Source organism: Sphingobacterium multivorum (assembly GCF_900457465.1).
Taxonomy (GTDB): domain Bacteria; phylum Bacteroidota; class Bacteroidia; order Sphingobacteriales; family Sphingobacteriaceae; genus Sphingobacterium; species Sphingobacterium multivorum.
In genome coordinates this window covers 19,944-46,185 of sequence record NZ_UAUU01000005.1, presented here as the reverse complement: position 1 = coordinate 46,185, position 26,242 = coordinate 19,944, and the positions used below count along the sequence as shown (strand labels likewise).

Sequence of the window (26,242 nt, the reverse complement as noted above, 5' to 3'; positions counted from 1 at the left end):
GATTGTCATAAATTGCTGCTTACTTTTGAACCAGAATCAACAATTTAAGTAATGCAGTTAGAGCAATTTAATTACGACAACAAGATTGTCAGGAATTTCGGAATCGCTACCATTATTTGGGGGATAGTTGGTATGACCATAGGATTGCTTGTGGCAACGCAGCTTGTTTGGCCCCAGATGAACTTTGGATTGCAATTTACAACATTTGGCCGTGTACGTCCTGTGCATACCAATGCGGTGATTTTTGCTTTCGTAGGTAATGGTATTTTTATGGGAGTTTATTACTCCTTACAGCGGGTGCTTAAAGCAAGAATGTTCAGTGATGCTTTGAGTAAGCTCCATTTTTGGGGTTGGCAATTAATTATTGTTGCCTCGGCTATTACACTCCCACTCGGTCTTACTTCAAGCCATGAGTATGCCGAAATGGAATGGCCTATTGATATCGCAATTACCCTCATTTGGGTCGTATTCGGAATCAATATGTTCGGTACTATTATCAAACGGCGCGAACGTCACATGTATGTCGCTGTTTGGTTCTATATTGCCACATTTGTTACAGTAGCCGTATTGCATATTGTTAACTCCATCCAATTGCCTGTAGCGGGCTGGAAAAGCTATTATGTCTACAAAGGCGTACAGGATGCGCTGGTACAATGGTGGTATGGTCACAATGCTGTTGCTTTTTTCTTGACAACTCCTTATTTGGGAATGATGTATTATTTCCTTCCTAAGATGGCCAACCGTCCAGTTTACTCTTATAAGTTAAGTATTCTTCACTTTTGGTCTTTAATCTTTATTTATATCTGGGCAGGTCCTCACCATTTGCTCTATACGGCGCTACCTGGTTGGGTACAGTCTTTAGGGGTTGTATTCTCCATTATGTTGATTGCTCCGAGTTGGGGCGGTATGATCAATGGCTTGTTGACCTTGCGTGGTGCTTGGGATAAGGTACGGACAGAGCCTATGTTAAAATTCATGGTCGTGGCCCTTACTTGTTATGGTATGGCGACTTTCGAAGGCCCTATGCTATCTTTAAAGCAGGTGAATGCAATAGCTCACTTTACCGACTGGATCGTAGCACACGTACACGTAGGTGCATTGGGATGGAACGGCTTTATGACATTCGGTATTCTGTACTGGTTGATACCACGTATTTATAAAACGGAGTTATATTCTAAGAAGTTGGCATCAACCCACTTTTGGATAGGTACCTTGGGTATTTTGTTCTATGCGATCCCGATGTATTGGGCAGCTGTAGTACAAGGCTTGATGTGGAAGGAATTTACACCGGAAGGGGTCTTGAAATATCCAAACTTCCTTGCGACAACATTGGAAATTTTGCCAATGCACATGATGCGTGCACTAGGTGGTGCACTTTATCTATCGGGCGTGTTCCTAATGACGTTCAACTTGATCAAAACTATGCAAAAAGGGAAGCTTTTGGCCAATGAGCCTGCAGAAGCTCCTGCATTATTGCCGGTTCAAGTAAACGAACAGTCTCAACACCGTCGCCTTGAACGTAAGCCAATTTTATTTATGGTACTGGCTCTTATTGCGATCCTCATCGGGGGTATGGTGGAGATGGTGCCGACTTTTACAATTTCTAAAAACGTTCCAACGATTGCGAGTGTAAAACCTTATACAGCATTGGAACTGCAGGGAAGGGATCTCTACGTGAGAGAAGGTTGTGTAAACTGTCACACGCAAACTATTCGTCCATTTAGATCCGAAACTGCCCGTTACGGAGAGTATAGTAAGGCGGGAGAGTTTGTTTACGATACACCGTTTTTATGGGGTTCGAAGCGGACGGGACCAGATCTGCATCGAATCGGTGGAAAATATCCTAATAAATGGCACTTTGATCACCTGTTGGATCCGACGATTACCTCGCCAGGAAGTATCATGCCAACATATCCTTGGTTGATCGATCAGAAGCTGGATAATGCTATTCTGCAAGATAAAATGAAAGCATTACGGAAATTGGGAATCCCTTATACCGATGCGGAAATTGAACATGCTGAGCAGGATCTCACCAAACAGGCACAAAAAATTGCTGATGATCTAAAACAAAATCAAGTGAATGTGTTAGCTGACCGTGAGATTGTAGCTGTAATTGCATACTTACAGCGATTAGGAACAGATATAAAAGCAGCTCCAAAAGTAGCTGATAATGTTAACGCAAATCAATAAAGCTATGTTTAAGCAAATAACAAATCTAAACGGCAGTGAGCTTTATCTAATTGCATCACTTTGGATCTTCTTGGTGTTCTTCATTTCAGTAGCAATAATGTTGTTTCGAATGAAAAAAGACTATGTTACTTATATGAAGGAATTGCCTTTGGAAGAAGATGAAACAGAAAAGGAACTGAATCATTCACCTGAAAGTCTATAATATATGAGTTTATTATTGGATACTGCACCAGCTACCGCAGAAGTTGTTCAATCTACGATAGGATTCGGTACAGATAATTTATACACAGATATCTTAATTGTTGTATTGATCGTTGTGATGCTGGCTCTTCTTGCTTCGGCATTGATGGTCAATCGCGCGATGAAATCCATCATTAAGATTACCATGCCTGAATTGGCCCAGGAGGAAAAGCTCAAAAAGGTGGCGAATAAGGGCTGGATGAAAAGGTCGTGGAACAAGATCATGGGGATCAGACCGATTTCAGAAGAAAAGGATATTGTCATAGACCATGAGTATGATGGTATCCGCGAATTGGACAATCCGATTCCGATCTGGTTCAATTTCCTTTTTTATGGAACGATTTTTTTCGGCCTTGTTTACTTATTTGTTTATCAGGTGTCGGGTATCGGAATGAACCAGGACCAGGAATATGAACATGAGATGGTCATTGCCGAGAAAGAGCGTCAGGCTTATCTTACTGCTTCTGCGAGTAATGTAGACGAAAGTAGCGTGGAGTTTCAGCCGGAAATGGCAGCTGATGGAAAAGCGATCTTTGCAGCAAACTGTGTCGCTTGTCACGGAGGTAGTGGTGAGGGAGGTATCGGACCCAACTTGACCGATAAGTTTTGGCTACATGGTGGTGAGATTAAAGACATCTTCAAAACCATTAAGTATGGTGTTCCTGATAAAGGAATGGTGCCATGGGAACAAACGTTAAGTCCCGCTCAAATCGCACAGGTTGCCAGTTATATTGTCACCTTAAGGGATACAAACCCTGCTAACCCTAAAGCTCCGCAAGGTGATGAGGTATCCTATGGCGGTGGTCAGGCGGCAAACGGAGAGAAAGCAGCGGATGATGCCAAAACAGGTCCAGCTGAAGCAGATAAAAAAGCAGAGTAGTAAATTGAAATAGCAATGAGTACAGCAGTCGTGAATAATGCCAATAACGGTGAATCTAAGTCAAAAAAAAGACAATGGATTTATGCCAAAAAACCGCAGGGAGAGCTTTACAAAAAAAGACAGTGGGTTGGGTATTCACTACTGCTGTTCTTGTTTATCGTTCCTTTTATCAAAATAAATGGTGAACCGTTTCTCATGTTCAACATTATTGAGCGAAAGTTTTCCATCTTAGGAAATCTGTTCTATCCACAAGATCTCTACATATTCGTATTCGGTATGTTAATCGTGATGGTATGTGTGGTTTTGTTTACTGTTGTCTTTGGACGGGTATGGTGTGGATGGACTTGCCCCCAAACCATTTTTTTGGAATTAATATTTAGACGAATTGAATATTGGATCGAAGGTGATTGGCAGCAACAAAAGAAATTGGATGCGGGACCAAATACGGATCAAAAACAATTTAAAAAATTCTTGAAACATGGTATATTTTTAATCATATCATTTTTCATTTCAAATATCTTTTTGTCTTATATCATCGGTGTTGATGCGCTGATGAAGATTATCACTGATCCATTGGACCAACATATCGGTGGACTGATATCAATAATCATATTTACATTGATTTTCTATGGCGTGTTTGCTTACGTCAGGGAGATTGTATGTATTGCAATTTGCCCTTACGGCAGATTGCAGGGCGTACTCCTGGATGACCAAAGTATAACTGTCGCCTATGATCATCGACGTGGAGAGCCAAGAGGAAAACAGCAAAAGGATGCAGTGACGACGCAAGGGGATTGTGTGGACTGCAAGCTTTGTGTACATGTATGCCCCACAGGAATTGATATTCGAAATGGCCTTCAATTGGAATGTGTAAGTTGTACAGCCTGTATAGATGCCTGTGATGCTGTCATGGACAAAATCGGAAAGCCTAAAAAGTTGATAGGCTTTTATCCAATGGGTGAGATTGAAGGAACACTGAAGAAAAAAAGCAATACGAGAGCAATAGCTTATTCGGTCGTGTTGGTTGCATTAATGTCGGTCTTTGGTTTTCTGTTGTTCAATCGTTCTCAGGTGGATGGAAGGTTGCTCCGGGCAAAGGGAAGTACCTACCAGCTTCGCGATGATAAGACAATAAGCAACCTGTATTCTTTGGAATTGATTAATAAGTCTGGTAAAGAAATGCCTTTTAAATTGGTCTGTGATGATCCGCGTTTAAAGATTCAACTGGTCAATCCTATTCAAAAATTGAGTAAAGATGGGCATGCGACACTGAGCTTTTTTCTAATTATCGCAAATAAGGATGTTGAGACTTATAAAAGTAATGTAAAATTAGCTATCTATTCGGGCGATAAGAAAGTGGAAAGTTTAAAAACCACTTTTATAGCACCTCCGGGTATGAATTAAAATGAAAAACAATGAATTGGGGTACGAAGATTTTTTTAACCTTGGCGGTATTTATGTTGTGTATAGTCGGAGCAGGAATATACATGGTGAGTCACGATTCAGATAGTCTGGAAGAAGACGATTATTACGAGCAGGGACTAAATTATGATCAAGCTTACGACAAAAAGCAAAATGTTTTGATGATGAAAGAATCACCGACAATCGAAATCAGGCAAGATACCTTGTATATTCATTTTGTCTCCAAAGAAAATAAAGGAAAATTGCTGTTTCGAAAACCTTCGGACAATCGATTGGATAAAGAATTGCCATTTCAGACAACAGGCAATTTATATACACTGCCCATTTCCACGTTCGATAAAGGCATGTGGAATTTGTATATCGACTGGAAGAGTGTAGGTAAAGATTTTTTGTTTGAAGAGCATATTTTATTTTAAGGAAATGAGTTATACCTACTTTGCATTTTTCATGGGATTGTTTGGAAGCATACACTGTGCGGTCATGTGTGGTCCATTAATTTTCGCCATTGAAGGAAGGCAAGGCTTTGGTTGGAACGTTTTCTTAAATAAAATACTGTATCAATCCGGTAGGGTACTGACTTATGGTTGTTTGGGACTTTTACTGGGTACGATCGGAACATTTGCGCAGATCCAGGGCTGGCAGCGTAGTCTAAGCTGGGCTACAGGTGTCATCCTGATTGGAATTGCTTTATTTCAGCTTATTGGTAAACATAATCGAAAAATTGCCAGCTGGCAGACGAAGGCTGTTCAGCCAATCGTACGGTTATTGTCGAAATGGCTCTATAAACCGGGCGGTAGCTTTGTTGCCGGTGTACTGAATGGATTGTTGCCCTGTGGTATGGTCTACATGGCGCTTATGTCGTCCATAAATGCGGATAGCCCACAGCAGAGTTTCTTTTTTATGTTGTTTTTTGGCTTAGGTACTATCCCGCTCTTGTTTGCGTTTTCTTTTTTGGGAAATTTCTCCCGATCTTTCAAAATTGGATTTTCGAAATGGATTCCTTTTCTCTATTTCTTATTGGGGATATGGTTTATACTCCGGGGTGCCAATTTAGATATTCCCTATTTAAGTCCGTTCATTGATGTCGATGGTGCAATAAACTGTGTTTAACGACAAACAATATGTCGATGCTAAGTATTATATTTGGTAAAACCCTTAGCACACAATATGGAGGTACTTCATCATATTTTACAGATTGCATTAACCTATTATTGGATTCCCTTACTCATCCTTTATATTGGTGTAATCGGGACGATTTTGATCGAAAACCGTAATCCTTCCAAGACCATTGCCTGGATTATGGTCATTGTTTTCTTACCTGGCGTTGGTTTGCTCAGTTACTATTTCTTTGGTCAGAAGTTTAAGAAGGTCAAAAGGATGAAACGTGTGTATCGCGAGCAGTCCAAAAAGTTAATGGATGCCTGGCGTAAGGAATCCGAAATTATGGAGGAACATATCGATACGTTAAATGAGCGGATCGGTAGTTTGGCTATGGTATACCGCTACCTTAAAAATCAAAAGATCTCTACTTTTTCCCTCAACAACGATGTCACCCTGTTTATCAATGGGGAAGAAAAGTTTCCAGTACTTATAGATCGCCTTAAAGCTGCGCAGCATTCCATTCACATGGAATATTATATCTGGGAAATGGATGATGTGGGGCAGGAAATCTTACATATTCTAGAAGAAAAAGCAAAGGCTGGCGTGACTGTTCGCCTGATATTGGATAGTTTTGGTGCTCCGGATGTGATTAAATATTTACGGCGGCATAAACCCGATTTTGTGTTTCAAGCCTTCCTTCCGGTGACCTTTAGTTCCTTAGCGAATAGCAACTACCGAAATCACCGTAAGATAGCTGTGATCGATGGGAAAATCGGTTTTGTCGGCGGAATCAATATTTCAGATCGATATATCAATAACGGAAAAAATGAGATTTACTGGCGGGATACGGCGATGATGGTTGTCGGCGCAGCAGTAAATACCTTGCAAATCCAGTTTTGGAACAGCTGGAACCAGACAGATGCAGAACCGTTTGAATTGGGCCGCGGTTATTTAAACCGATTTCCACTTACCGATGAAGATGAGAGTGGAGTAGGATTTACAGCCAGTGATCCTGGATCGCCAGCACCTTTCAATATGGAAGCAATTATTGCCGGTATCAACGAAGCAAAAGAATATATACAGTTGTGTACACCTTATTTTATTCCCAGCGATCAATTGACGACTGCTTTAATGCTCGCGGTATCTTCCGGTGTCCGTGTGGACTTGATGTTGCCGGCCCAGTCTGATTCGTTTTTTGTACAGCATGCCTCCTTCTCATTTATAAAACCACTACTGGAAAGAGGAGTTAATGTATACCTCTATACAAAGGGATTTCTGCATGCCAAAACCATCTGCATTGATGGGAAGCTGGCCTATATCGGTACGACAAACTTGGATATCAGAAGTTTTTACATCAACTTTGAAATCTCGGGAATTGTATCGGATAAAGCGCTTTGCGACCGTCTTAATGCACAATTTTTGGCTGATATCGAAGTTTCAGACCTGATTACAATTCGAAAGTGGATGCAGCGAAGCCGCTGGAAAAGAGGAGTAGATTCTATCTGTAGGCTTTTGGCTCCATTGCTCTAATTACTTTTAGCGCGTCGGAAATCGTCCCATGAATAGGTATAATAAATGTTAAAAATACCCCAATGCGGTTGGTCTTTGCTCAAAATTGAATATATTTAGCTATTCATTTTTTATTCTAAGACTTTCAATGAAGCACATAAAACTATTGACTTTATCGATAGGACTGTTAGGAATAGGGACCACTTATGCCCAGACTACACCTACATTGCCTATTAATACAATCGTAGAACGAGTTCAGAAATATTTTCAGGTTTACCCAGTTGAAAAGGTACATTTACATTTCGACAAGCCTTATTATGCTGTAGGGGATACTCTCTGGTTTTCAACCTATTTATCCCGCAATTTGGCCGAATATGAGCCGAGTAAAATAGCTTACGTGGAAGTGCTGAACAGTCGCGATTCCCTGATTCAGACACTAAAAATTCCATTGGATAAAGGGGTAGGAAATGGGCAGATTGTACTTGATCCTCAATTTATGTCTCAGGACAATTATCGCTTTAGGGCCTACACAAAATGGATGGCCAACTTTGATAATGCTTACTTTTTTAACAAAGTGGTGCCAATCGGGGATGTAATCAATAAGAAATTGATTACGAACATTGAATTTCAAAATAACATTGGTGGTAATAAAACCCAAGCTGTCATACAGTTCCGCGATCGTACGGGAAAACCGATGATCAATTCAAAAATCAATTGGGAGTTTGTGTCGGGATGGGAAACCTTCGACAAGGGCAAAGCTGAGACCGATGGGCTGGGGAAAGTAACCATAAACCTGTCTGCAAAAGAAAAGGCAAATCTGGAGAAAGGACAACTGAAGATTAGCATTCAGGAAAATAAAAATGAAAAACCTTTGTCCAGTTCCTTCTTGCTCAAAAATGCCTTGTGGGATGCAGATGTGCAATTCTTTCCTGAAGGGGGTGATATTATCGCTGGATTGGCCAAAAAAGTTGCATTTAAAGCCATTGGATCCGATGGTAAGGGGCTAAAGGTAAAAGGTAGTATTTTGGATTCAAAGGGCAAGTCGGTAGCGGAGTTTGCAGACTTTGGAACTGGAATGGGCTATTTTTCTCTTCTGCCGCTCGCAGGAGAAAATTATCAAGCTGTTGTGAAGTTTGAGAATGGACAGGAGCGCAAATACAAATTGCCGGCTGTTGTCAGTGACAAGGCAAATGTTGTTTTTGTAAAACAGGATGCCACGAATGCGGAGTTTGCCGTGGTAACTAGCGAGGAGAATTTTTCAAAGAACCCGGGGCAATCTTATTATGTTTTGGTTCAGTCGAATGGCCATCTCTGTTTTGGCGCACAGGTGAATTTAAAATCTTCGTCTGCATTGGTCAATATTCCGAAAGAGCGTTTGCCAAATGGTATTGTTCAGGTAACCTTATTGAGTCCGGACGGAAAACCTATCAGCGAACGCTTGGCATTTGTTCAAAGTGAAAAGCTTTTAAATATTCAAGTTACCAGCGATAAGCAAAGCTATAAGGCTAAAGACTTGGTCAATCTTAAACTTGCTGTGGACAACAATGGGCAGAAGTTCCCCGGAAGCTATTCAGTCGCTGTAATAGACGAATCCAAAGTTCCTTATAATGATCAGGCAGATCTCTCTATTGTGAGCAACTTTCTGTTGACTTCGGACCTCAAAGGAAATGTAGAAAACCCAAATTCATATTTCGATGAAAAGAATCCCAATCGGGATAAAGCGCTGGATGCACTATTAATGACACAGGGATACCGTCGATTTGACTACCCGACACTTATATCGGAGAAGTTGCCACAGATCAGTTTTCTTCCCGAGCAAGGAATTGAATTATCCGGTATACTTCGGATGAATACTGGACGCCCTTATCCAAATGGAGGGTTACTTTTATCGGTTCCTTCGCGTAATATTAAGAAAGACGTTTATACGGATCAGAATGGACGATTCACCTTTAAGGATCTTGTGTTCCCGGACTCGTCTAAAGTAACGGTTAATGCCCGCTCTAACGACAATTACCGGAGCCTGGTTATTAATATGGATCAGAGCTTTTACCCGGAGATCGATAAGAATAATGGCTATAAAAGTTATTTTGTGCCGAATATAGACCAGGCTTTTGCTCCTTATTTGGCGAATAGCCGAAAAGAGTATCGAAAATCGATCCTTCTGGATGAGGTCGAAGTGACAGGCGTAGTGAAGAAAGCAATCACCAATAAAGATTTTCCATCTATTTCGGGCTTATCCATGCCGGAACACCGTATTGAACCCGAGCGTTTGACCGGTTGTAACGTGTTGACCATGTGTCTTCAAACGGTATTGACTGGCATTACTTATGATCCGCAGACATTGAAATATTATGTTTCCCGCGATTATAATGCGGGGGGACGTACGCCTGTTCAGTTCTTTCTGAACGGTATGGCTATTGATGAGCCTGGATTGAACAGCATCAATGTCGCGGATATCGAAGGAATCGAAATCTTCTTACGTGATGAATTGGGAACAGTCTCCAGAATGTATCAAAATAATGGTGTTGTGTCCATTTATACGAAAAAAGTGGAAGCGAAGAAGCCGCGAATGTCATTGAGTGAAATTGAGAGCATGTTGCCAAAATCAAATGTGATCGATATGTATCCTCTAGGTTATATTAAAGAACGCAAATTCTATGTTCCAAAATACGATACGCCGGAAAGAAAGGCTGTAAACGATTTGAGAACGACCATTTACTGGAATCCGAAAGTCTCAATCACAGAGACGGGGGAAGCTGCCATTCAATTTTATAATGCCGATGGAAATGGAAATTACAAGGTCATCGTCGAGGGAATGGATCAAACAGGTAACATTGGCCGTAAGGTTATAAATTACGGTGTTCAGCCTTAAGCCTTGCCTATAGGAGTTCATGAAAAAAGAACGCTGTGCTCAGTAACCTGGGGACAGCGTTCTTTTTTAACAAAAAAACACCCCCTTGATGGGCAAGGAGGTGCTAACTAACCAATTATAAACCTAAATTATGAAAAGTATTTTGTCGCTATTAAAAGCGTTAATCTTCTTATTTATAAAGTATATTTCAAATCCTATGCCAAATAGCGTTTATGGTCCTTTTGGCAGATTTTAGTTAACTTTTTGGATCATTTACTTATTCAAGCCGAAATAACAAGGTCTACACCGTGGTTCATAAGCTTCTTTTTCACCCAAAAGCACGGTTTCCGTATCCTTGGTCAGGCGGTAGGAATAATTCGCTGGAGCGCCACATTGTATGCAAACCGCATGCACCTTCGTGACGTGTTCGGCTACTGCCATTAAATTGGGAATTGGACCAAATGGTTGCCCTTGAAAATCCATATCGAGACCGGCAACGATCACCCAGATACCACTATTTGCCAATTTGACACATACCTCTGTCAAACCGTCATCAAAAAATTGTGCTTCATCGATTCCGACAACTTGGGTCGATGAACTTAAGAGTAGGATCGCTGAAGAATGATCAACGGGTGTTGATGGGATGCTATTGCTATCGTGAGAAACGACCAACTTTTCATCATATCGCTTATCAACCGCTGGTTTAAAGATTTCGACATTCAAACGTGCATATTGTGCTCGTTTTAGCCTGCGAATCAGTTCTTCAGTCTTGCCCGAGAACATCGATCCACAGACAATTTCAATGCTACCATATTGTGCGGGGCGCAAAGCCAAATTATGTTCGGAAAAAAGCATTTGATTAATTTAATTTTGTCGGAAGGTCCGCAAATAAGGTGATTTTTGTAAAATGACCTCCCATTATATTCTGTTTTTGACACCGCTAATATCAGAATTAAATATTAAATTTGGGTAGCAAAAATTGGGCGTAAATCCAAATATTTCTAAATCAAAGGATTGGGTTTTCCACTTTTTGATCGGTTGCAGGTATAAGTGTTATAAATAATTAATTGGTGATTTCAAATAGAATTATGGGTACTAAAGAGGAAATTTTTAATACGATAGGCGATTTATTACAGGATTTAAATGGACAGTATCTGACCTTGTCGGAACAGGGCAGCTTGTCCGAAATTAACGAATTAGTAACACTAGAAGCGAAGGCACAGGCTGTGGCTGCCTACATAACTTTACTTAAGACCAAGGCCGTTCTTCAGGGAGCTCAATCGCAGCATACGTTAAGTACTGCTGCCTTAGACAGTAAGAAGATTGCTTTCAACGACTATTTTACACCGCCTTCCACCCTTAGATCTTCAGCGCAGCAAGTTGTTGCTGAACCCACTGAAAGCGAGATTCAAGAAGCTCAACCAGTTGAAGATTTCAACCGTGGAAATGAAGAAGCCATTGTAGCAAATGAAGAAACCAGTGTGGAGGAAAACGAAGTCCCATTTGTTTCTGAACGTGAACCTGTAAAATTGGAAGAGCCAGAAACCTCGTTTGTTTCTGAACGTGAACCGATACAATCGGGAGAGCCTAGCCCTGCAATTGCTGAACCTGTCGCTCCGCCAGTTGTTGCAACGCCACCGGTTTTTGAGGCTGCTCCAGTGGAGGAATTAGCTTATCAGGCAGAAAAGGAAGTTACAGCGCAAGTTGAAGAACCTACTGTCTTCGTTACAGAAGTCATCGAAGAACCAAAAGAAGTCGTAATTGAGCAGCCGCAAGAAGTGTTTATTCAGGAAGAAATCAATACGGTCATTGAAGAAGCTCCCGCGAGACCATTGACCTTAAATGAAATTATCTCTCAACAGAAGCAAGCTGGCGTGCAGAACCGTGTTTATCAGGTAAATCAATCTGGACATAGCGATAAACTCACAGATATTAAAGCAGGAATAAGCTTAAATGATAAGCTCTTATTTATTAAGGATTTGTTTAATGGGTATAGTTTAGCGTATAGTGAGGCTGTCGAATTATTGAATAGATTTACAAGCTATGCGGAAGCGGATGCATTTTTGCAGACAAATTATGCGATTAAAAATAAATGGGCAGATAAACCGCATACCGTTGAAAAATTATACAACGTCCTACGCAGAAGATACAACTAAAATTCTAAAGTATAAAAAAAACAGCTCCCGTTCTACTGGAGCTGTTTTTTTATACCTATATTTTTGGTTTTTTAGCTTAGTTGAAATTGTAGCCAATCGTTTCCTTCATGACCATACACAAAATACTTTGGCTGAAGAATTTCGGCTAAAGATTCAAGTTCGCTCAAATAATTATATCCGGGAATCTGTGCAAATTGTTTATTGGTCATGATGAAGACCTGATCGAGCTCGATAGCTTTGGATGATGCGATAGCTGCCGAATTCAACAATTGTGGAATTTGGATAAATGTCTGTTCTCCCTGACCGATGACAATGATTTTATCGGCTTCATTTTCTGTTGTAACTGGAATACCACCGGCTATTTTTATGGCTTCCTGCAGATAGGCAGAACGGTTTATTTCAAGCGGCTGTATTTGGTCCAGTACCAATACCTTGGGCCTGTCAGTAGCCGAAATAAACTTAAGCTTATGGATAAGAATACTTGTTTCGTCTTCAATTTTTTCAACCAGTTCAACTGTTTTATCAATGGCATCGAGATCAGTCCCGATACGTTTGATATAGGAGATCATATCGTCAATGTCGACAAGTTGAGGGCGATCTGAAATTAATGTGTCGTAGGTTTCAGCTGGAATAGCTGCCGGATTTAGGTCCAACTGGTCCAAAATATGGGCGACTAGTTTTTCTTGATTGCTTTGCATGTTGCAAAAATACAAAACCTTCCTGACTTCGCAGACACCAAGAGCAATGAAAGCGAACTGAAGGTTCTTTCTGGCCAATAAGATCAGACAACCTTCAGAAAAAAAGGGAAGCATTGGCGAAAGTAAATTAGCAATAGTAGGTATGCGCAGATTTTTGTAAATTGGCCTGAAATAAATGATATAAATATGTTTGACAAATTATTTCAAGCCCAGCAAAAGGCGGAGGAAATCAAGAAAAGATTGGATTCAATTTCTGTGTCTGGTGAAGTGGAAGGTGGTTTAATCCGTGTGGTAGCGACAGCAAACAAAGAGATAAAAGAGGTTACCATCGATCCTGTATTTTTATCAAACGCAGATAAGGAAGAATTGGAGGAGTTGCTTGTGGTTGCTCTGAATAAGGCAATTGCGCAAGCTGAGAATATCAGCCAGGCTGAAATGCAGGCGGCAAGTAAAGATATGTTGGGTGGACTAGGAGGACTAGGCGGATTATTTAATCAATAGCGATATTATCATGAAAGCAACTTATTACGGACAGTCTTGTGTAGAGTTTGATTTTGACGGAACGAAGGTTCTTTTAGATCCATTTGTTACTTATAATCCACTTGCAAAAGAAATCGATGTCAATACAATTAAACCGGATTATATCTTTTTAAGTCATGGACATCAGGACCATGTGGCCGATATGGCGACGATTCAAAAAAACAGCGATGCCACTGTTTTAGCGATTGTTGAAACTGCAGGCTGGGTGAGAAGACAGGGCGTACCTGACGATAAGGTGATCGAATTCAACTTGGGCGGAACAGTTCAACTGCCTTTTGGTTCGGTGAAGATGGTGTATGCTGCACATACCAATAGTACACCTGATGGTCAATACGGCGGGTTTCCTGTGGGATTTGTCTTCCATGTAAAAGGCAAAAAAATTTATTTTGCCGGCGATACCGCACTGACTATGGAAATGAAATTGCTGGCAGACATGAACCTGGATTGGGCATTTTTACCTATAGGTGGGCACTATACAATGGATGTGGATGATGCAATTAAAGCGGCTGAGTTTGTGAATTGTGCTCGGGTAGTTGGTATCCATTACGATTCATTTCCGCCAATAACGATCGATAAACAACAAGCTTTGGATAAATTCCAAAATGAGGGTATTTCATTGTCATTGCCGAAAATCGGTGCAACATTTGAACTATAAACACTAAAACAAAGCCGAGCTTGCTCGGCTTTGTTTTAGTGTTTTCCTGATTATATGCAGATCTCTGTTGTGTTCATTAAGACATGACAATCTTTATGAGATGACAATCTTTTTAAGATCTTCCAGGCTGAAAAGAGGGATATCGATGATTTTATTCTTCAGGATTTGTTCTTTATTTTCTTCAAAATAGAACAGCTTCCATTCCCCATTTTTATATTCTAAACTACTGAGGTTTTCAATCCAATCTCCTGAGTTCATATACGTGCAGGTTCCTTTTCGGGTAATGATTTCTTTGATTTGAGGCTGGTGGATGTGTCCACAGATGACGAAATCGTAATTTTTATCAATCGCTAGTTCAGTCGCTGTATGTTCAAAATCTGATATATACTTGACGGCCTTTTTAACGGAGTTTTTGATCTTTTTAGAAAGAGAATATTTCTCCTTACCCATTTTATCTAGGCAATAATTAATGATATTATTGAGCTGGATAAGTTTGTCGTAACCCCATCCACCGAGTTTGGCCAACCATTTAGAATGATGAATGGATGCGTCGAAAACGTCTCCATGAAAGATCCACACTTTTTGATTATTGAGTGAAAGAAGGAGTTTATTGCTCAGCTTGATATTACCTAATTTTAGATCGGTAAACTTGCGCAACATTTCATCGTGGTTGCCCGTGATGTAATGTACTTCTGTCCCCGAAGAGCTCATGTCAATGATTTTTTTGATGACTTTTAGATGTTCTTGCGGAAAATAGCTTTTTTTAAATTGCCAAATGTCTACGATGTCTCCATTGAGTATCAGTATTTTGGGAGATACGGACTCTAGATAAAGTAAAAGCTCTTTAGCTCTACTACCGTAAGTACCTAGGTGTAAATCTGAGATTACAAGTATATCAAGGCTTCTTTTCATTTGCAATAAATTTGTTTATTCATCTTGTCTACCAAGATGTCCTTTGTAGATTTTTTTTCTATGCGTCTGTTGAGGACTATATTTGACTTTTGCCGGATTTGTCTGAAATGAATCGATCATAAACGACCTTTTTTACCGTTTTTGAAGTTATTCTAAGCCGCAATATTTCATTTAATCAATCTGTTAACTTCTATTACAAAAAAAAGATACTTTTATTTTGTACCGATGAAATTCCTGTTATTAAATCATTAAAATGTCTTGTAAAACGGTATGAGTTAGTTAATTGGAAATTAATATTAGTAGGGAATTTTCGGTACGGAGAATATTGGGAGGTCGGAGGACTGGGGGAAGAGCAATAAAAAAGGTATCCAATTTTATTGAATACCTTTCCTTATGTTAAAGATTATTTTTCTTTTTCTATTTGGCAGTCGCTGCTGCTCTATCGATGTGGAATTGTACTAAATCGTCGATAGGGGAGCGCAAGATCTTGCCTACTTTCATTCCATATTGCTCAGCTTTTTCTGCTAATACATTTCTGAAATTGTAACCAACCGAACCGATACAGTTGAAAGTATAGCTTTGATAGTTAGGGTATTTGCTGACAAGATTTCTGAAAAATGCTTCAAAAGCTTCATCAACAATATTGCGTGTGTATTCGATATTTACATTGTTGTCATAGACAAATTTGCTAAAGCTTGCACAGAAACGATTTGGCATTGGTTTGGTATAAACCGCGTCCATAATTTCGTCCTTTGTCATTTTATACGTGTTATAAAATACTTCTTTAACATCTTTAGGCATCAAATTACGAACATAATCTGCCAGTAATTTTTTACCAATATAACTACCAGAACCTTCATCACCTAAAATGTAAGCACCTGAGTCGATGTTTAATGTGATTTCTTTACCATCGTATAGACAAGAATTTGTTCCTGTTCCTAAGATCGCAGCAAATCCGGCTTGAGTTCCTAATAATGCTCTTGCTGCTGCAAGAAGATCGTGTCCTACTTCAACTTCAGCTGTAGTAAATACTTGTTTTAAAGCATCAACAACAATTTGTGCTTTTTCCTTGTTATGAACACCTGCACCATAATAGTTTACCTCTGAGATTTTTTCAAAAGGTAAATCTTGCGGTAGTCCTTTTTTTAGGGAGTTTACAATGTATTCACTATCAACAAAATAAGGGTTGTACCCTTCCGTATTGAAGTAGATTTTTTTATTCGAATCGTCTAACAAACACCAGTTTGTTTTTGTTGATCCCCCGTCAGCAATGATTATCATTATTGAGTAGTTTTAATTGTGTTTATCGTTATAAAATGAGTAATCAATTCATTAATCAATTCCCCGAAAATACATTTTTTAATTTTAAATATCATAATTTATACGCTTATTTTTCAAAAAATAAATTTTTGTACTTTGGTGACTATATAAAAAAACTGGCTTAACGGTGTTGTTAAGCCAGTTTTTGAGCTGTGTAATAAAATTGTTTAAATAGTGTACTATTTACAATTAGTGAGGGGTGTTAATGGCCTCCTTCAGCCTCTATTTCATCAATATTGATTCCTTGTTTTGTTAATATTCCCTTAACAAATATCGCAAAGAAAACAACATAACAGAATCCGATTAATGGTAGAATATACGAGTTATGGATACCGATAATATCCGCTAATTTTCCTTGTATCGGAGGAAGAACACCACCACCAAGAATCATCATCACAAGAAATGCCGAACCTTGAGCGGTATATTTTCCTAAACCTACAATGGACAAACTGAAAATTGAGGACCACATAATTGAACATGCAAGACCGCCTGATAAGAAAGCATAGATTGCAATAGTACCCGATGAGAATAGGCCAATTAACATCGCAATGATTCCAAATAATCCAAAAATAATCAATGTACGAGCAGGTTTTTCTTTACTTAGGTAGAATGCTACAATTTGAAGAATAATACATATGACGTAATAATACAGATGTGACATCTGAAATCCTGCAAGCGTATTGACGCCGATGATAATGGAGAATGCAATCAGAGGAACGATAATCAATAATCCATTTTTAGTTGATTTACTCAAGTTAAATGCTGTAATAGCACCAGCCCAACGACCGATCATCATACTTCCCCAATACATGGATACATAAGGTGTAATTTGAGATGATTGCAAATGACCAAATTCCTTCAATGTTAATAATTCGCCGAGGTTACTACCGATTGCGACTTCGATACCGACATAGATAAAAAGCGCGAGCATACCCAAAGCCAATTGTGGATATTTCATCGCACCCCAACCTTCTGGATTTTTTTGCGCGCTCTTATTGGAGAACAATAAACCACCGATCACAACGACCAATGCTCCTGCCAACCATAACATGCGTTGCATTTCGAGTGGTTTGGCAACTTCTTTAATGTGCAGTTTGAGTTGATCGATCTGAACCTGATCTGTTAAACTTGAAACCTGTTTGTGTAACTGCTCTACCTGCAAGGCTAAGTCGCTCTTATAGCTTAAAAACACTGGCGTGAACATACCAAAAAGGAGGATGGTCATAATGATCAAGGTACGTAAAGCTTTATTCGCTTTTTCCATTGGCTCATCACTAATTCCAGCAGGAACTTTTTTACTGAAATTAAATAATGCTGCAGCTAACAGGAACAATAGACCAACACCAATATAAAGATAAACAACCTTGTTTAGCGGAAGGTTGGCGATCTCTGAGTCAGAAATAGGCTCAAAAGTTCCGAATAAGGAAAACCCGATAACAAGAGGGCCTATTGTTGTACCAAATGAGTTGATACCACCGCCTAGGTTCACACGGGAAGCACCCGTTTTTGGATCGCCCAATAAAACCGCAAATGGATTTGCTGCAGTCTGTTGTAAAGAAAAACCAAGGGCTACAACGAATAGTCCCAATAACATACCAACATACAAATTTACTTCGACAGCAACAATCATGGCTGCGGCACCCAAGGCCGAGAAAAGTAAACCGTAAACTATACTCTTTTTATATCCCCATTTTCCAACCAGGTCCTTTCCCCCGATTGAACTGAATATAAATAGTAACAATGCACCAATATAATAGGCTGTATAAAAAGCAAAGTCTATTAACTGGGATTGAAACTGGTCTAAATGAAAGTAATTTTTGCAGAACGGTATAAAAACACTGTTCCCTGCCGCAATGAACCCCCAAAAGAAAAACACAATAATCAATGTGTAGAGTGCGGGGTAATTGGTTTTAGTTTGTTGCTGTTCCATATAAGGGATCTAAAAATTTAAATTTTGAAAGGTACGAACTTATGAAAAAAAATATAAAATTCAATCTAAAAATGTTGTTAAATCGTTTTACTAGCTACAATAGTAAATATTTTTTTTGAAATATTTTGAAATAACAAAATTTGTTTTTTTCTTTGTCTAGGTTCTCAATATTTAATCCACTTCGGGTTTAAAAGAAATCATTAAGTTCTTCATCTCACTTAATCATGGAAACTTGTTTAAGTGTGTAATCAGAATTCAGAAAAAAGCTCAAAAAAAAATCCAAAAATCATACACAACACATTAATGGATATTAACGAATTAAACGCTAAACTCGTATCGGAATTGCGCGAGATTGCTAAGTTGATCGGTATCGCAGATGCTGATAAATTGCGTAAACAAGAATTAATCGAAAGAATTAGCAATACTGGTGGGGAAGAGGAAGCAGCACCAGCGCCAGCTGAAAAAGCAGCTAAAGTAGAGGAAGATAATCAGGAACATGCTGAGCGTACACGTAAACGTGTGCGGACCGTAAAAACTGCGGAACCTGTCACGGTAAGAAAACGTGAAGTTTCTGAGCATGACGAAGCCCCGGTTGCAACCGAAGATACACCAGCAGCAGATAAAGGCCCCCAACCTGAAAAAGCAACACAAACTCCTAAAGCAGAAAACACTTCTTCAAGTACAGATTTCGATAATGTGATCGTTAATGAGGGTGTATTGGAGATCATGCCTGATGGTTATGGCTTCTTACGTTCATCAGATTATAACTATCTGACTTCTCCTGATGATATTTATGTATCACAATCTCAGATCAAATTATTTGGTTTGAAAACGGGAGATACGGTACGTGGTTGTATCCGTCCGCCTAAAGAGGGTGAAAAATACTTCCCTCTGGTACGGGTTGAGGCTATCAATGGACAAAATCCGGCTGAGGTACGCGATCGTGTGCCATTTGATTATTTGACACCATTATTCCCTGATGAGCGTTTAAATTTAGATATGGGTGTTGGAAATTACTCTACACGTATCATGGATTTATTTACGCCTATAGGTAAAGGTCAACGTGGACTAATCGTTGCTCAACCGAAAACGGGTAAAACAAACTTGTTGAAAGAGGTTGCAAATGCTATTGCAAAAAATCACCCAGAAGTTTATTTGATTATCTTATTAATCGATGAGCGCCCTGAGGAGGTTACTGATATGGCGAGAAGTGTACGCGCGGAAGTTGTTTCTTCGACATTTGATGAGCCGGCTGACCGTCACGTTAAAATTGCAAACATCGTGCTTGAGAAAGCTAAACGTATGGTAGAATGTGGACATGATGTCGTTATCTTGTTAGACTCGATTACAAGATTGGCACGTGCCTATAACACAGTGGCGCCTGCGTCAGGTAAAATTTTGTCAGGTGGTGTGGATGCGAATGCTTTACACAAACCAAAACGTTTCTTTGGTGCTGCCCGGAATATTGAAAATGGTGGTTCATTGACGATCTTAGCAACAGCATTGACAGATACAGGTTCTAAAATGGACGAAGTTATCTTTGAGGAATTCAAAGGTACAGGTAATATGGAATTACAGTTGGATCGTAAGTTGGCAAACAAACGAATTTTCCCTGCGATCGATATCACCGCATCGAGTACACGTCGTGATGATCTATTGACTGACAAAGAAACATTACAACGTATTTGGGTACTTCGTAACCACTTATCGGATATGAATTCTACAGAGGCCATGGAATTTTTACTAGGTCAATTGCGTGGCACTAAATCAAATGAAGAATTTTTGATCAGTATGAATGGGTAATTCCATCAAATTTTGATATTTTAGCCATCATTTTTAATCAAATGATGGCTTTTTTTATAAAATAGATCCTGTACATGAAAAAACATATCCCAAATCTGCTGACTTGTCTAAATTTATTTAGTGGCTGTATCGCTGTATTGATGGCATTGCAAGGCAATATTCAAGTTGTCACTATTTGCGTATTTGCTTCCGGGATATTCGATTTTTTTGACGGAATGGTAGCGAGACTACTTCATGTTAAATCGCCAATAGGAAAGGAGCTGGATTCGTTGGCTGATATGGTCAGTTTTGGTTTTTTACCTGGGACAATTATGTTTACCTTGTTGACAAAGGTATTTCCTGATGGTTCTCTGTTACCTTATTTAGGGTTTATCATTACTGTTTTCTCGGCTTTACGTTTAGCAAAGTTCAACCTGGATGAGCGCCAAACTTCGGATTTCATTGGTTTGAATACGCCAATGAATACATTTTATGTGCTTTCTCTACCTTATATCGCAGACAAATACCCACAATTGGTTTTAAATCCGATTGTATTAATCGGTAGTGTTCTTTTAACCAGTTATCTTTTGGTAAGTGAAATTAGGTTGTTTTCGATGAAATTTAGTTCGATGGATTGGAAAACGAATAAATTTCGCTTCATATTTTTGATCCTGACGCTGATCTTGTTTATTGTTGGTCAATTTATGGCTTTACCGATTATTTTAATTTTATATTTCCTATTATCAGCATTGCATTTTAATAAAAAAAACGATCTGGTTTAGATCGTTTTTTCATATTGTTCCAATTCAAATAGAAGCTCTTTCATTTCAATATCGATAACACCAAAAGTGGCCCGAAGGCTGTCAAGAGATGCTTCGTTCTTTGAATTGGTCTCTAATTCCTCAAATTTTCTTTTAAGTGAAAGGCACCGATATAGTCCATTGTCGGTTTGATGTGATGGGCTGTATCACCAATCTTTTGAAGATCACCTTCAACCAGCGCTTGTCGGAGCTTGTCGAGATCTACAGGTGTTTGAATAAGATACATGGATACAAATTGTTTGATTAATTCGTGGCTGTCAAACATGTTTTGGTTGATCAGTTCAATATCGATATGGTTCATCGTCGCTAATTTTCTTTACAGGTAAGTCGTCTTTGCATTTATTCAATAAATATACGTTATTTTTTTTGTAAACGGGATGGATATAGGCTGGTGCTATTTCCACTAAAGGCTCCAGTGTAAACCTGCGATCAGCAATAAAAGGGTGTGGAATCTGCAACGATGGCAGATCGATAATTTCCTGGTTAAAGTAGAGTATATCAATATCAATGACTCTTTCACCCCATTTTTTTATACGGATACGTCCTAATTCCTGTTCGATGTGTTGTGTCAGGTTTAAGCATGCTAAAGGCTGTAACCGGGATGCCACTAAAACGACCTGATTTAAAAAGGGCGGTTGGTCTTCAACTCCCCAGGCCGCTGTTTCATAGATCGAAGAAGCTTCAATAATTGCTCCAACATGTGTTTCAAGTTGTTTTCTCGCTAGATCAAGCTGTTGAAAACGATCCCCAAGGTTAGTGCCCAATAGTATATAAATCTGATTCATGATGCTAAATTAAGATTTTGTGAAACTTAGTTGTTTGAATTTCGGCTATTTTTTGGATTTAGGGTATTAATGGTCTATGGATATGTAAATTTCTTTCAGGCTATGAGCCTTAATTTCGCGAATAAAATGTGGGGTAGATGAAATAAAAGACTGGGTGAATAAAAAATATTGCATTACCTTTAGTGAAAATAAGTCTTTTCACAGGAAGATCGATTATGGATCGGATTTAATTACAAAATATGAAATCATTTTTTAAGTACGTACTGGCAACAATTACGGGGATTGTGATCTCTTTTGTTGTGTTGTTTATTGTTTTGATGGGGATTATTGGGGCCATCATCAGCTCGGCATCCTCGGATCAGGAGATTGTTGTTAAAAGCAACTCGGTTTTATACCTATCCTTTGATTATGATATTTCAGAGAGAAGCGAAGCGAATCCTTTGGGTAGTCTCAATCTTCCAGGTTATTCCACTAAAAATATTGGTCTAGACGATATTTTGGCGAGGATCAAGTATGCGGCGACGGATGGGAATATTAAAGGGATCTATTTAGATGCTAGTCATATCGGAGTTGGCTTTGCAAGTTTAAAGGAAGTGAGAGACGAACTTTTGGCTTTTAAGAAAACCGGGAAATTTGTTGTTGCTTATAATGCGGGGTATGACCAAAAGGCCTATTATGTAGCGAGCACCGCCGATAAGGTGTACGTTAATCCGCAAGGGACGATTGATTTTAAAGGTTTGGCAAGTTCTACGATGTTCTATAAAGACCTTTTGGACAAGGTTGGGGTGGAGATGCAAATTGTGAAGGTAGGTACATTTAAAAGTGCTGTTGAGCCTTTCTTTTTAAATAAAATGAGTGATCCCAATCGCTTGCAGGTAACATCATATTTGGGAAGTATATACAGTACCTTTATTAATGAAATAGCAGCGAGCAGAAATATTGCTGCCGATTCATTACGGGCTATTGCGAATGACTATCGTGTCCGGGATGCGGACGACGCGGTAAAATATAAGCTTGCAGATGCCAAGTTGTATAAAGACGAACTTTTATCGGATTTGAGAAAACGTTTGAAAATTTCGGAAAAGGATGAGATATCGTTTGTTTCCCTGTTGGATTATAATAAAAAGTTAAAAGATGATGCGAGCGGATCTGAAGTCGCGGTTCTTTATGCTGCCGGAGAAATTGTTGATGGTGAAGGAACAGGACCAGGTCAAATCGGTGGTGATAAATTCTCCCGCGAACTACGAAAATTAAGAGAAGATGATGCTGTTAAAGCTGTTGTTTTGCGTGTGAATTCACCAGGAGGATCTGCTTTAGCGTCCGATATTATTTGGCGGGAGGTTATTTTGACCAAGAAAGTGAAACCCGTAATCGTGTCGATGGGAGATTTAGCTGCATCAGGTGGGTATTATATCTCGGCGGCAGCAGATTCGATATTTGCTGAACCAACTACAATTACAGGATCTATTGGTGTATTTGGTGTGATTCCTAATTTCCAAAATCTGATGAACAATAAAATTGGAGTGCATTATGATGGTGTAAAGACGGGTAAGTTTGCTGATTTGATGACTTCTTTCGATCGGCCGTTGACAGCAGAAGAAAGGGATATCATCCAGCGGGAAGTGGATAAAGTATATGGTACATTTACTAAAGTTGTTGCAGACGGCCGTAAATTATCCATTGCTGATGTAGATAGTATTGGGCAGGGAAGAGTTTGGACCGGTGCGCAAGGTGTGAATAATAAATTGGTTGACCGTCTCGGAAACTTGGATGCCGCTATTCAGGCTGCCGCAAAAAAGGCCAATCTGAATAAATATAAAGTGTCCCAATATCCGGAGAAAGAAGATCCTTTTACCTCGATATTAAATAATTCAAAAGAAAAAGTCCAAGTTTGGATTGCAAAAGAGCAAATGGGCGAATATTATCGTTATTTTGATGTCGTGAGAAAAGCTACAGCACAGACGGGGGTGCAGGCGAGAATGCCTTATAGCGTTGAGATTCACTAGTAATTGATTCGTAAAGGAAGTCCAATCGTGGTATGGTTGTAGGTGATTATAATTTATAACGATGCCGGTAATTCTTACGTTGCGTGCGGAGAAGTTCGATCCAATGTACGGATTGCCATGAATAAATAATTATTTCTAATGAAAGCAAATGCTTTTTTTTATATTTAGCTGTTCGTTTGACAAAACGACCTAATCCCAAATCAATAAAGTTACAGAATGAAAACAGTAGACGATTTAAATTTTGCAGGTAAAAAAGCCTTGGTACGTGTGGATTTCAACGTGCCTTTGGATGAAAATTTCAATATTACGGATGATAATCGTATCCAGGGAGCGGCTCCAACAATAAAGAAGATCTTGAACGATGGTGGAAGCGTGATATTGATGTCCCATTTAGGAAGGCCAAAAGATGGTCCTACTGATAAGTATTCATTAAAACATATTGTTGCTCATCTTTCACAGGTTTTAGGTACTGATGTTCAGTTTGCCAATGATTGTATCGGTACAGAGGCCGTAGAAAAAGCGGCAGCTTTACAAGCTGGTCAGGTTTTATTGCTAGAAAACCTTCGCTTCTATAAAGAAGAAGAAAAAGGAGATGTTGAATTTGCTGAGAAGTTGTCAAAATTAGGCGATATCTATGTGAACGATGCTTTCGGTACAGCCCACAGAGCTCATGCTTCGACAGCAATTGTTGCGCAATTTTTTCCAGGAGCTAAATATAGCGGTTACTTGATGGCTGCAGAAGTCGGAAATGCAGAAAAAGTATTAAACAATCCGGTTAGACCATTTACGGCTATCATGGGTGGAGCAAAAGTTTCTGATAAAATTCAGTTAATTGAGGCCTTATTGGATAAAGTTGACAACCTTTTAATTGGTGGAGGTATGGCTTATACGTTCATCAAAGCTAGAGGGGGTGAAATTGGTCAATCATTGGTTGAAATCGATAAACTTGATTTAGCGAATGAGTTGGTGAAAAAAGCGAAGGAAAAAGGTGTAAACTTGGTTATTCCTACGGATGCTCAGATTGCAGATGCATTTTCCAACGATGCCAATGTATATGATGGACCAAATGATCAAATTCCTGCAGATTTGCAAGGTCTGGATATTGGTCAGGAGTCTGCAGCAAATTTCGCTGCGATCATCAAAAATTCTAAAACAGTTCTTTGGAACGGTCCAATGGGTGTTTTTGAATTTGATACCTTTGCAAAGGGTACCAAAGCTGTAGCTGATGCTGTTGTGGAAGCAACGAAGAATGGGGCATTCTCTTTAATAGGAGGTGGTGATTCTGCTGCTGCGGTAAGTAAATTTGGTATGACTGAAGATGTAAGTTACGTCAGTACAGGTGGTGGTGCGCTTTTGGAATACATGGAAGGAAAAGTTCTTCCAGGGGTGAAGGCACTTGAAGATTAATATAAATCAAAATATTTAGAAAGGGACAACATAGGTTGTCCCTTTTTTATTAAAAAAGATCGATGTTTTGTACGAAACTATTGATGTAATGTCAGATTAAATCAATTATCCGTTAAATGTTTGTGTAGCACTGGTGAGTTTTTATTGTATTTGCTAAATTTATCATGACTTGGTTATATATGCAGATATTGATGGATGCTAATAAGAGTAAAGAAAAAGATAGTTCTGGTTTTTTTTCGGTACTGACGTATAATGTAGCGGGGTTGCCTGGGATTATTTCCTCTGCGATTACAGGAAGAAGCAGAAGTATTGCTGAAATTGGAAAGAAGATCAATCCTTTTGACATTGTTAATGTACAGGAGGATTTCAATTATAATAGAAGTCTATATTGGGGTGGTAATTCACATCCATATCGCACAAGAACCAAGGGACGTGTTCCCTTTGGTGATGGTCTCAATACCCTGTCTCATTTTCCGATGACCGATGTTGTCCGTGTGCCCTGGAAAAAACGTACAGGAGCCGATTTTCTGACACCCAAGGGCTTCACCTTAGTTCAGATAGAAATCGTTCCTGAAGTCTGGTTGGATGTTTATAATGTTCATGCAAATGCACAAAATAGCAGGAAAGCTTCAAGTGCACGCCGGGATAATCTCAATCAGCTACGTGATTATATTGGAGAGCATTCGAGTGGTAAGCCACTTATTGTAATGGGTGATTTTAATGCACATTATAGTTTTTGTGATGATAACCTGCATGATTTTATGGATTCCACAGCATTGGTTGATAGCTGGGTTGAGCTCGAAAATGGAGGCTTAGTGCCTGAGGTGCGACATGAGTTTAAGCCGCCACATATGTTGTCTATCAGCAATCAGAGCGAATCTATCGATAAGATCCTCTATCGGAGCAGTAGTCACCTCAGTCTTGCTGCCCGGGATTATAAAATAGAAAATAATCTATTCACCAATGTCAAAGGATTGCCCTTATCGGATCATTATGCCTTGGCACTGAATTTTAACTGGGCGATTCATCCTTAAGCA

Annotated in this window: 23 protein-coding genes; 16 read left to right on the top strand and 7 right to left on the bottom strand. The window is 39.3% G+C overall.

The window, feature by feature from the left end; genetic code table 11:
- The first annotated feature begins 51 nt into the window (after positions 1 to 51).
- From ccoN to DTA23_RS06620, 8 genes are all read left to right on the top strand, one after another.
- Entirely contained in the window at positions 52 to 2,190 is a 2,139-nt protein-coding gene (gene ccoN / locus DTA23_RS06655; RefSeq protein ID WP_112374200.1) for a cytochrome-c oxidase, cbb3-type subunit I, read from the top strand.
- Between the two features lie 4 nt (positions 2,191 to 2,194).
- Positions 2,195 to 2,392: a hypothetical protein gene (locus DTA23_RS06650; RefSeq protein ID WP_046671935.1), complete on the top strand. Its 198-nt coding sequence runs from the start codon at positions 2,195 to 2,197 to the stop codon at positions 2,390 to 2,392.
- A 3-nt stretch (positions 2,393 to 2,395) separates the two neighbouring features.
- Positions 2,396 to 3,310, top strand: a complete 915-nt coding sequence (locus DTA23_RS06645; RefSeq protein ID WP_112374199.1) for a cbb3-type cytochrome c oxidase N-terminal domain-containing protein — start codon at positions 2,396 to 2,398, stop codon at positions 3,308 to 3,310.
- 15 nt (positions 3,311 to 3,325) lie between these two features.
- Positions 3,326 to 4,714, top strand: coding sequence for a cytochrome c oxidase accessory protein CcoG (gene ccoG, locus DTA23_RS06640; protein WP_112374198.1), 1,389 nt, complete (start codon positions 3,326 to 3,328; stop codon positions 4,712 to 4,714).
- An 11-nt stretch (positions 4,715 to 4,725) separates the two neighbouring features.
- A complete protein-coding gene (locus DTA23_RS06635; protein WP_046671889.1) occupies positions 4,726 to 5,148 on the top strand; it encodes a FixH family protein in 423 nt (140 codons plus the stop codon).
- Positions 5,126 to 5,842, top strand: coding sequence for a sulfite exporter TauE/SafE family protein (locus DTA23_RS06630; protein ID WP_239468718.1), 717 nt, complete (start codon positions 5,126 to 5,128; stop codon positions 5,840 to 5,842). Before DTA23_RS06635 ends, DTA23_RS06630 begins: the two co-directional genes overlap by 23 nt.
- 57 nt (positions 5,843 to 5,899) lie before the next feature.
- Positions 5,900 to 7,363: a cardiolipin synthase gene (cls, locus tag DTA23_RS06625; protein WP_046671891.1), complete on the top strand. Its 1,464-nt coding sequence runs from the start codon at positions 5,900 to 5,902 to the stop codon at positions 7,361 to 7,363.
- A gap of 127 nt (positions 7,364 to 7,490) precedes the next feature.
- On the top strand, positions 7,491 to 10,214 hold the full coding sequence (locus tag DTA23_RS06620) for a carboxypeptidase regulatory-like domain-containing protein (protein ID WP_112374196.1): 2,724 nt from the start codon (positions 7,491 to 7,493) through the stop codon (positions 10,212 to 10,214).
- A gap of 252 nt (positions 10,215 to 10,466) precedes the next feature.
- Here the strand turns inward: DTA23_RS06620 and DTA23_RS06615 are convergent, their stop codons facing one another.
- Positions 10,467 to 11,048, bottom strand: a complete 582-nt coding sequence (locus DTA23_RS06615; RefSeq protein WP_112374195.1) for a thymidine kinase — start codon at positions 11,046 to 11,048, stop codon at positions 10,467 to 10,469.
- Positions 11,049 to 11,263: 215 nt separating this feature from the next.
- On the opposite strand from DTA23_RS06615, the gene DTA23_RS06610 reads away from it, so the two are divergent.
- Positions 11,264 to 12,349, top strand: a complete 1,086-nt coding sequence (locus tag DTA23_RS06610) for a DUF8457 domain-containing protein (protein ID WP_146753019.1) — start codon at positions 11,264 to 11,266, stop codon at positions 12,347 to 12,349.
- 71 nt (positions 12,350 to 12,420) lie between these two features.
- Here DTA23_RS06610 and DTA23_RS06605 read toward each other — a convergent pair whose 3' ends face one another.
- A complete protein-coding gene (locus DTA23_RS06605) occupies positions 12,421 to 13,047 on the bottom strand; it encodes a substrate-binding domain-containing protein (protein WP_112374193.1) in 627 nt (208 codons plus the stop codon).
- A 186-nt stretch (positions 13,048 to 13,233) separates the two neighbouring features.
- Here DTA23_RS06605 and DTA23_RS06600 point away from each other — a divergent pair, with 186 nt between their 5' ends.
- Positions 13,234 to 13,548 (top strand): YbaB/EbfC family nucleoid-associated protein, encoded by a 315-nt coding sequence (locus tag DTA23_RS06600; RefSeq protein ID WP_046671896.1) that lies wholly within the window; start codon positions 13,234 to 13,236, stop codon positions 13,546 to 13,548.
- A 10-nt stretch (positions 13,549 to 13,558) separates the two neighbouring features.
- The gene (locus DTA23_RS06595; protein ID WP_112374192.1) at positions 13,559 to 14,242 is read left to right on the top strand and encodes a metal-dependent hydrolase; all 684 of its coding nucleotides are present in this window, start codon (positions 13,559 to 13,561) and stop codon (positions 14,240 to 14,242) included.
- A gap of 93 nt (positions 14,243 to 14,335) precedes the next feature.
- On the opposite strand, the gene DTA23_RS06590 is transcribed toward DTA23_RS06595, so the two are convergent.
- The 3 genes from DTA23_RS06590 to DTA23_RS06580 form a co-directional block, all read right to left on the bottom strand.
- Entirely contained in the window at positions 14,336 to 15,154 is an 819-nt protein-coding gene (locus tag DTA23_RS06590) for a UDP-2,3-diacylglucosamine diphosphatase (RefSeq protein ID WP_112374191.1), read from the bottom strand.
- Positions 15,155 to 15,571: 417 nt separating this feature from the next.
- Entirely contained in the window at positions 15,572 to 16,435 is an 864-nt protein-coding gene (locus tag DTA23_RS06585) for an N-acetylglucosamine kinase (RefSeq protein ID WP_046671899.1), read from the bottom strand.
- Between the two features lie 241 nt (positions 16,436 to 16,676).
- Positions 16,677 to 18,404: an MFS transporter gene (locus DTA23_RS06580; protein ID WP_112374190.1), complete on the bottom strand. Its 1,728-nt coding sequence runs from the start codon at positions 18,402 to 18,404 to the stop codon at positions 16,677 to 16,679.
- 303 nt (positions 18,405 to 18,707) lie between these two features.
- Here DTA23_RS06580 and rho point away from each other — a divergent pair, with 303 nt between their 5' ends.
- Positions 18,708 to 20,207, top strand: a complete 1,500-nt coding sequence (gene rho / locus DTA23_RS06575) for a transcription termination factor Rho (protein ID WP_112374315.1) — start codon at positions 18,708 to 18,710, stop codon at positions 20,205 to 20,207.
- A 74-nt stretch (positions 20,208 to 20,281) separates the two neighbouring features.
- The gene (gene pssA, locus DTA23_RS06570) at positions 20,282 to 20,968 is read left to right on the top strand and encodes a CDP-diacylglycerol--serine O-phosphatidyltransferase (RefSeq protein WP_070570444.1); all 687 of its coding nucleotides are present in this window, start codon (positions 20,282 to 20,284) and stop codon (positions 20,966 to 20,968) included.
- Positions 20,969 to 21,080: 112 nt separating this feature from the next.
- On the opposite strand, the gene DTA23_RS06565 is transcribed toward pssA, so the two are convergent.
- Positions 21,081 to 21,308 carry an Hpt domain-containing protein gene (locus tag DTA23_RS06565; protein ID WP_112374189.1) on the bottom strand — a complete coding sequence of 76 codons (228 nt, stop codon included), beginning with the start codon at positions 21,306 to 21,308 and terminating at the stop codon, positions 21,081 to 21,083.
- On the bottom strand, positions 21,289 to 21,792 hold the full coding sequence (folK, locus tag DTA23_RS06560) for a 2-amino-4-hydroxy-6-hydroxymethyldihydropteridine diphosphokinase (RefSeq protein ID WP_070570448.1): 504 nt from the start codon (positions 21,790 to 21,792) through the stop codon (positions 21,289 to 21,291). The genes DTA23_RS06565 and folK overlap by 20 nt, the downstream gene beginning before the upstream one ends.
- A gap of 239 nt (positions 21,793 to 22,031) precedes the next feature.
- On the opposite strand from folK, the gene sppA reads away from it, so the two are divergent.
- The 3 genes from sppA (at position 22,032) to DTA23_RS06545 (ending at position 26,239) form a co-directional block, all read left to right on the top strand.
- A complete protein-coding gene (gene sppA, locus DTA23_RS06555; protein ID WP_070570450.1) occupies positions 22,032 to 23,798 on the top strand; it encodes a signal peptide peptidase SppA in 1,767 nt (588 codons plus the stop codon).
- 216 nt (positions 23,799 to 24,014) lie between these two features.
- Positions 24,015 to 25,205, top strand: coding sequence for a phosphoglycerate kinase (locus tag DTA23_RS06550; protein WP_070570453.1), 1,191 nt, complete (start codon positions 24,015 to 24,017; stop codon positions 25,203 to 25,205).
- A gap of 164 nt (positions 25,206 to 25,369) precedes the next feature.
- Complete coding sequence (locus DTA23_RS06545; protein ID WP_083296135.1) at positions 25,370 to 26,239, top strand: endonuclease/exonuclease/phosphatase family protein; 870 nt, start codon at positions 25,370 to 25,372, stop codon at positions 26,237 to 26,239.
- The last annotated feature ends 3 nt before the right edge of the window (positions 26,240 to 26,242 follow it).

Bases quoted from the DNA above. Each gene is read 5' to 3' on its own strand.
- ccoG (WP_112374198.1), top strand. From the start codon at position 3,326: ATGAGTACAGCAGTCGTGAATAATGCCAATAACGGTGAATCTAAGTCA.
- DTA23_RS06550 (WP_070570453.1), top strand. From the start codon at position 24,015: ATGAAAACAGTAGACGATTTAAATTTTGCAGGTAAAAAAGCCTTGGTA.
- DTA23_RS06580 (WP_112374190.1), bottom strand. From the start codon at position 18,404: ATGGAACAGCAACAAACTAAAACCAATTACCCCGCACTCTACACATTG.
- sppA (WP_070570450.1), top strand. From the start codon at position 22,032: ATGAAATCATTTTTTAAGTACGTACTGGCAACAATTACGGGGATTGTG.
- DTA23_RS06620 (WP_112374196.1), top strand. From the start codon at position 7,491: ATGAAGCACATAAAACTATTGACTTTATCGATAGGACTGTTAGGAATA.
- ccoN (WP_112374200.1), top strand. From the start codon at position 52: ATGCAGTTAGAGCAATTTAATTACGACAACAAGATTGTCAGGAATTTC.
- folK (WP_070570448.1), bottom strand. From the start codon at position 21,792: ATGAATCAGATTTATATACTATTGGGCACTAACCTTGGGGATCGTTTT.
- rho (WP_112374315.1), top strand. From the start codon at position 18,708: ATGGATATTAACGAATTAAACGCTAAACTCGTATCGGAATTGCGCGAG.
- DTA23_RS06605 (WP_112374193.1), bottom strand. From the start codon at position 13,047: ATGCAAAGCAATCAAGAAAAACTAGTCGCCCATATTTTGGACCAGTTG.
- DTA23_RS06650 (WP_046671935.1), top strand. From the start codon at position 2,195: ATGTTTAAGCAAATAACAAATCTAAACGGCAGTGAGCTTTATCTAATT.
- DTA23_RS06545 (WP_083296135.1), top strand. From the start codon at position 25,370: ATGACTTGGTTATATATGCAGATATTGATGGATGCTAATAAGAGTAAA.
- DTA23_RS06585 (WP_046671899.1), bottom strand. From the start codon at position 16,435: ATGATAATCATTGCTGACGGGGGATCAACAAAAACAAACTGGTGTTTG.
- DTA23_RS06590 (WP_112374191.1), bottom strand. From the start codon at position 15,154: ATGAAAAGAAGCCTTGATATACTTGTAATCTCAGATTTACACCTAGGT.
- DTA23_RS06600 (WP_046671896.1), top strand. From the start codon at position 13,234: ATGTTTGACAAATTATTTCAAGCCCAGCAAAAGGCGGAGGAAATCAAG.
- DTA23_RS06615 (WP_112374195.1), bottom strand. From the start codon at position 11,048: ATGCTTTTTTCCGAACATAATTTGGCTTTGCGCCCCGCACAATATGGT.
- DTA23_RS06635 (WP_046671889.1), top strand. From the start codon at position 4,726: ATGAATTGGGGTACGAAGATTTTTTTAACCTTGGCGGTATTTATGTTG.
- pssA (WP_070570444.1), top strand. From the start codon at position 20,282: ATGAAAAAACATATCCCAAATCTGCTGACTTGTCTAAATTTATTTAGT.
- DTA23_RS06595 (WP_112374192.1), top strand. From the start codon at position 13,559: ATGAAAGCAACTTATTACGGACAGTCTTGTGTAGAGTTTGATTTTGAC.
- cls (WP_046671891.1), top strand. From the start codon at position 5,900: ATGGAGGTACTTCATCATATTTTACAGATTGCATTAACCTATTATTGG.
- DTA23_RS06645 (WP_112374199.1), top strand. From the start codon at position 2,396: ATGAGTTTATTATTGGATACTGCACCAGCTACCGCAGAAGTTGTTCAA.
- DTA23_RS06565 (WP_112374189.1), bottom strand. From the start codon at position 21,308: ATGAACCATATCGATATTGAACTGATCAACCAAAACATGTTTGACAGC.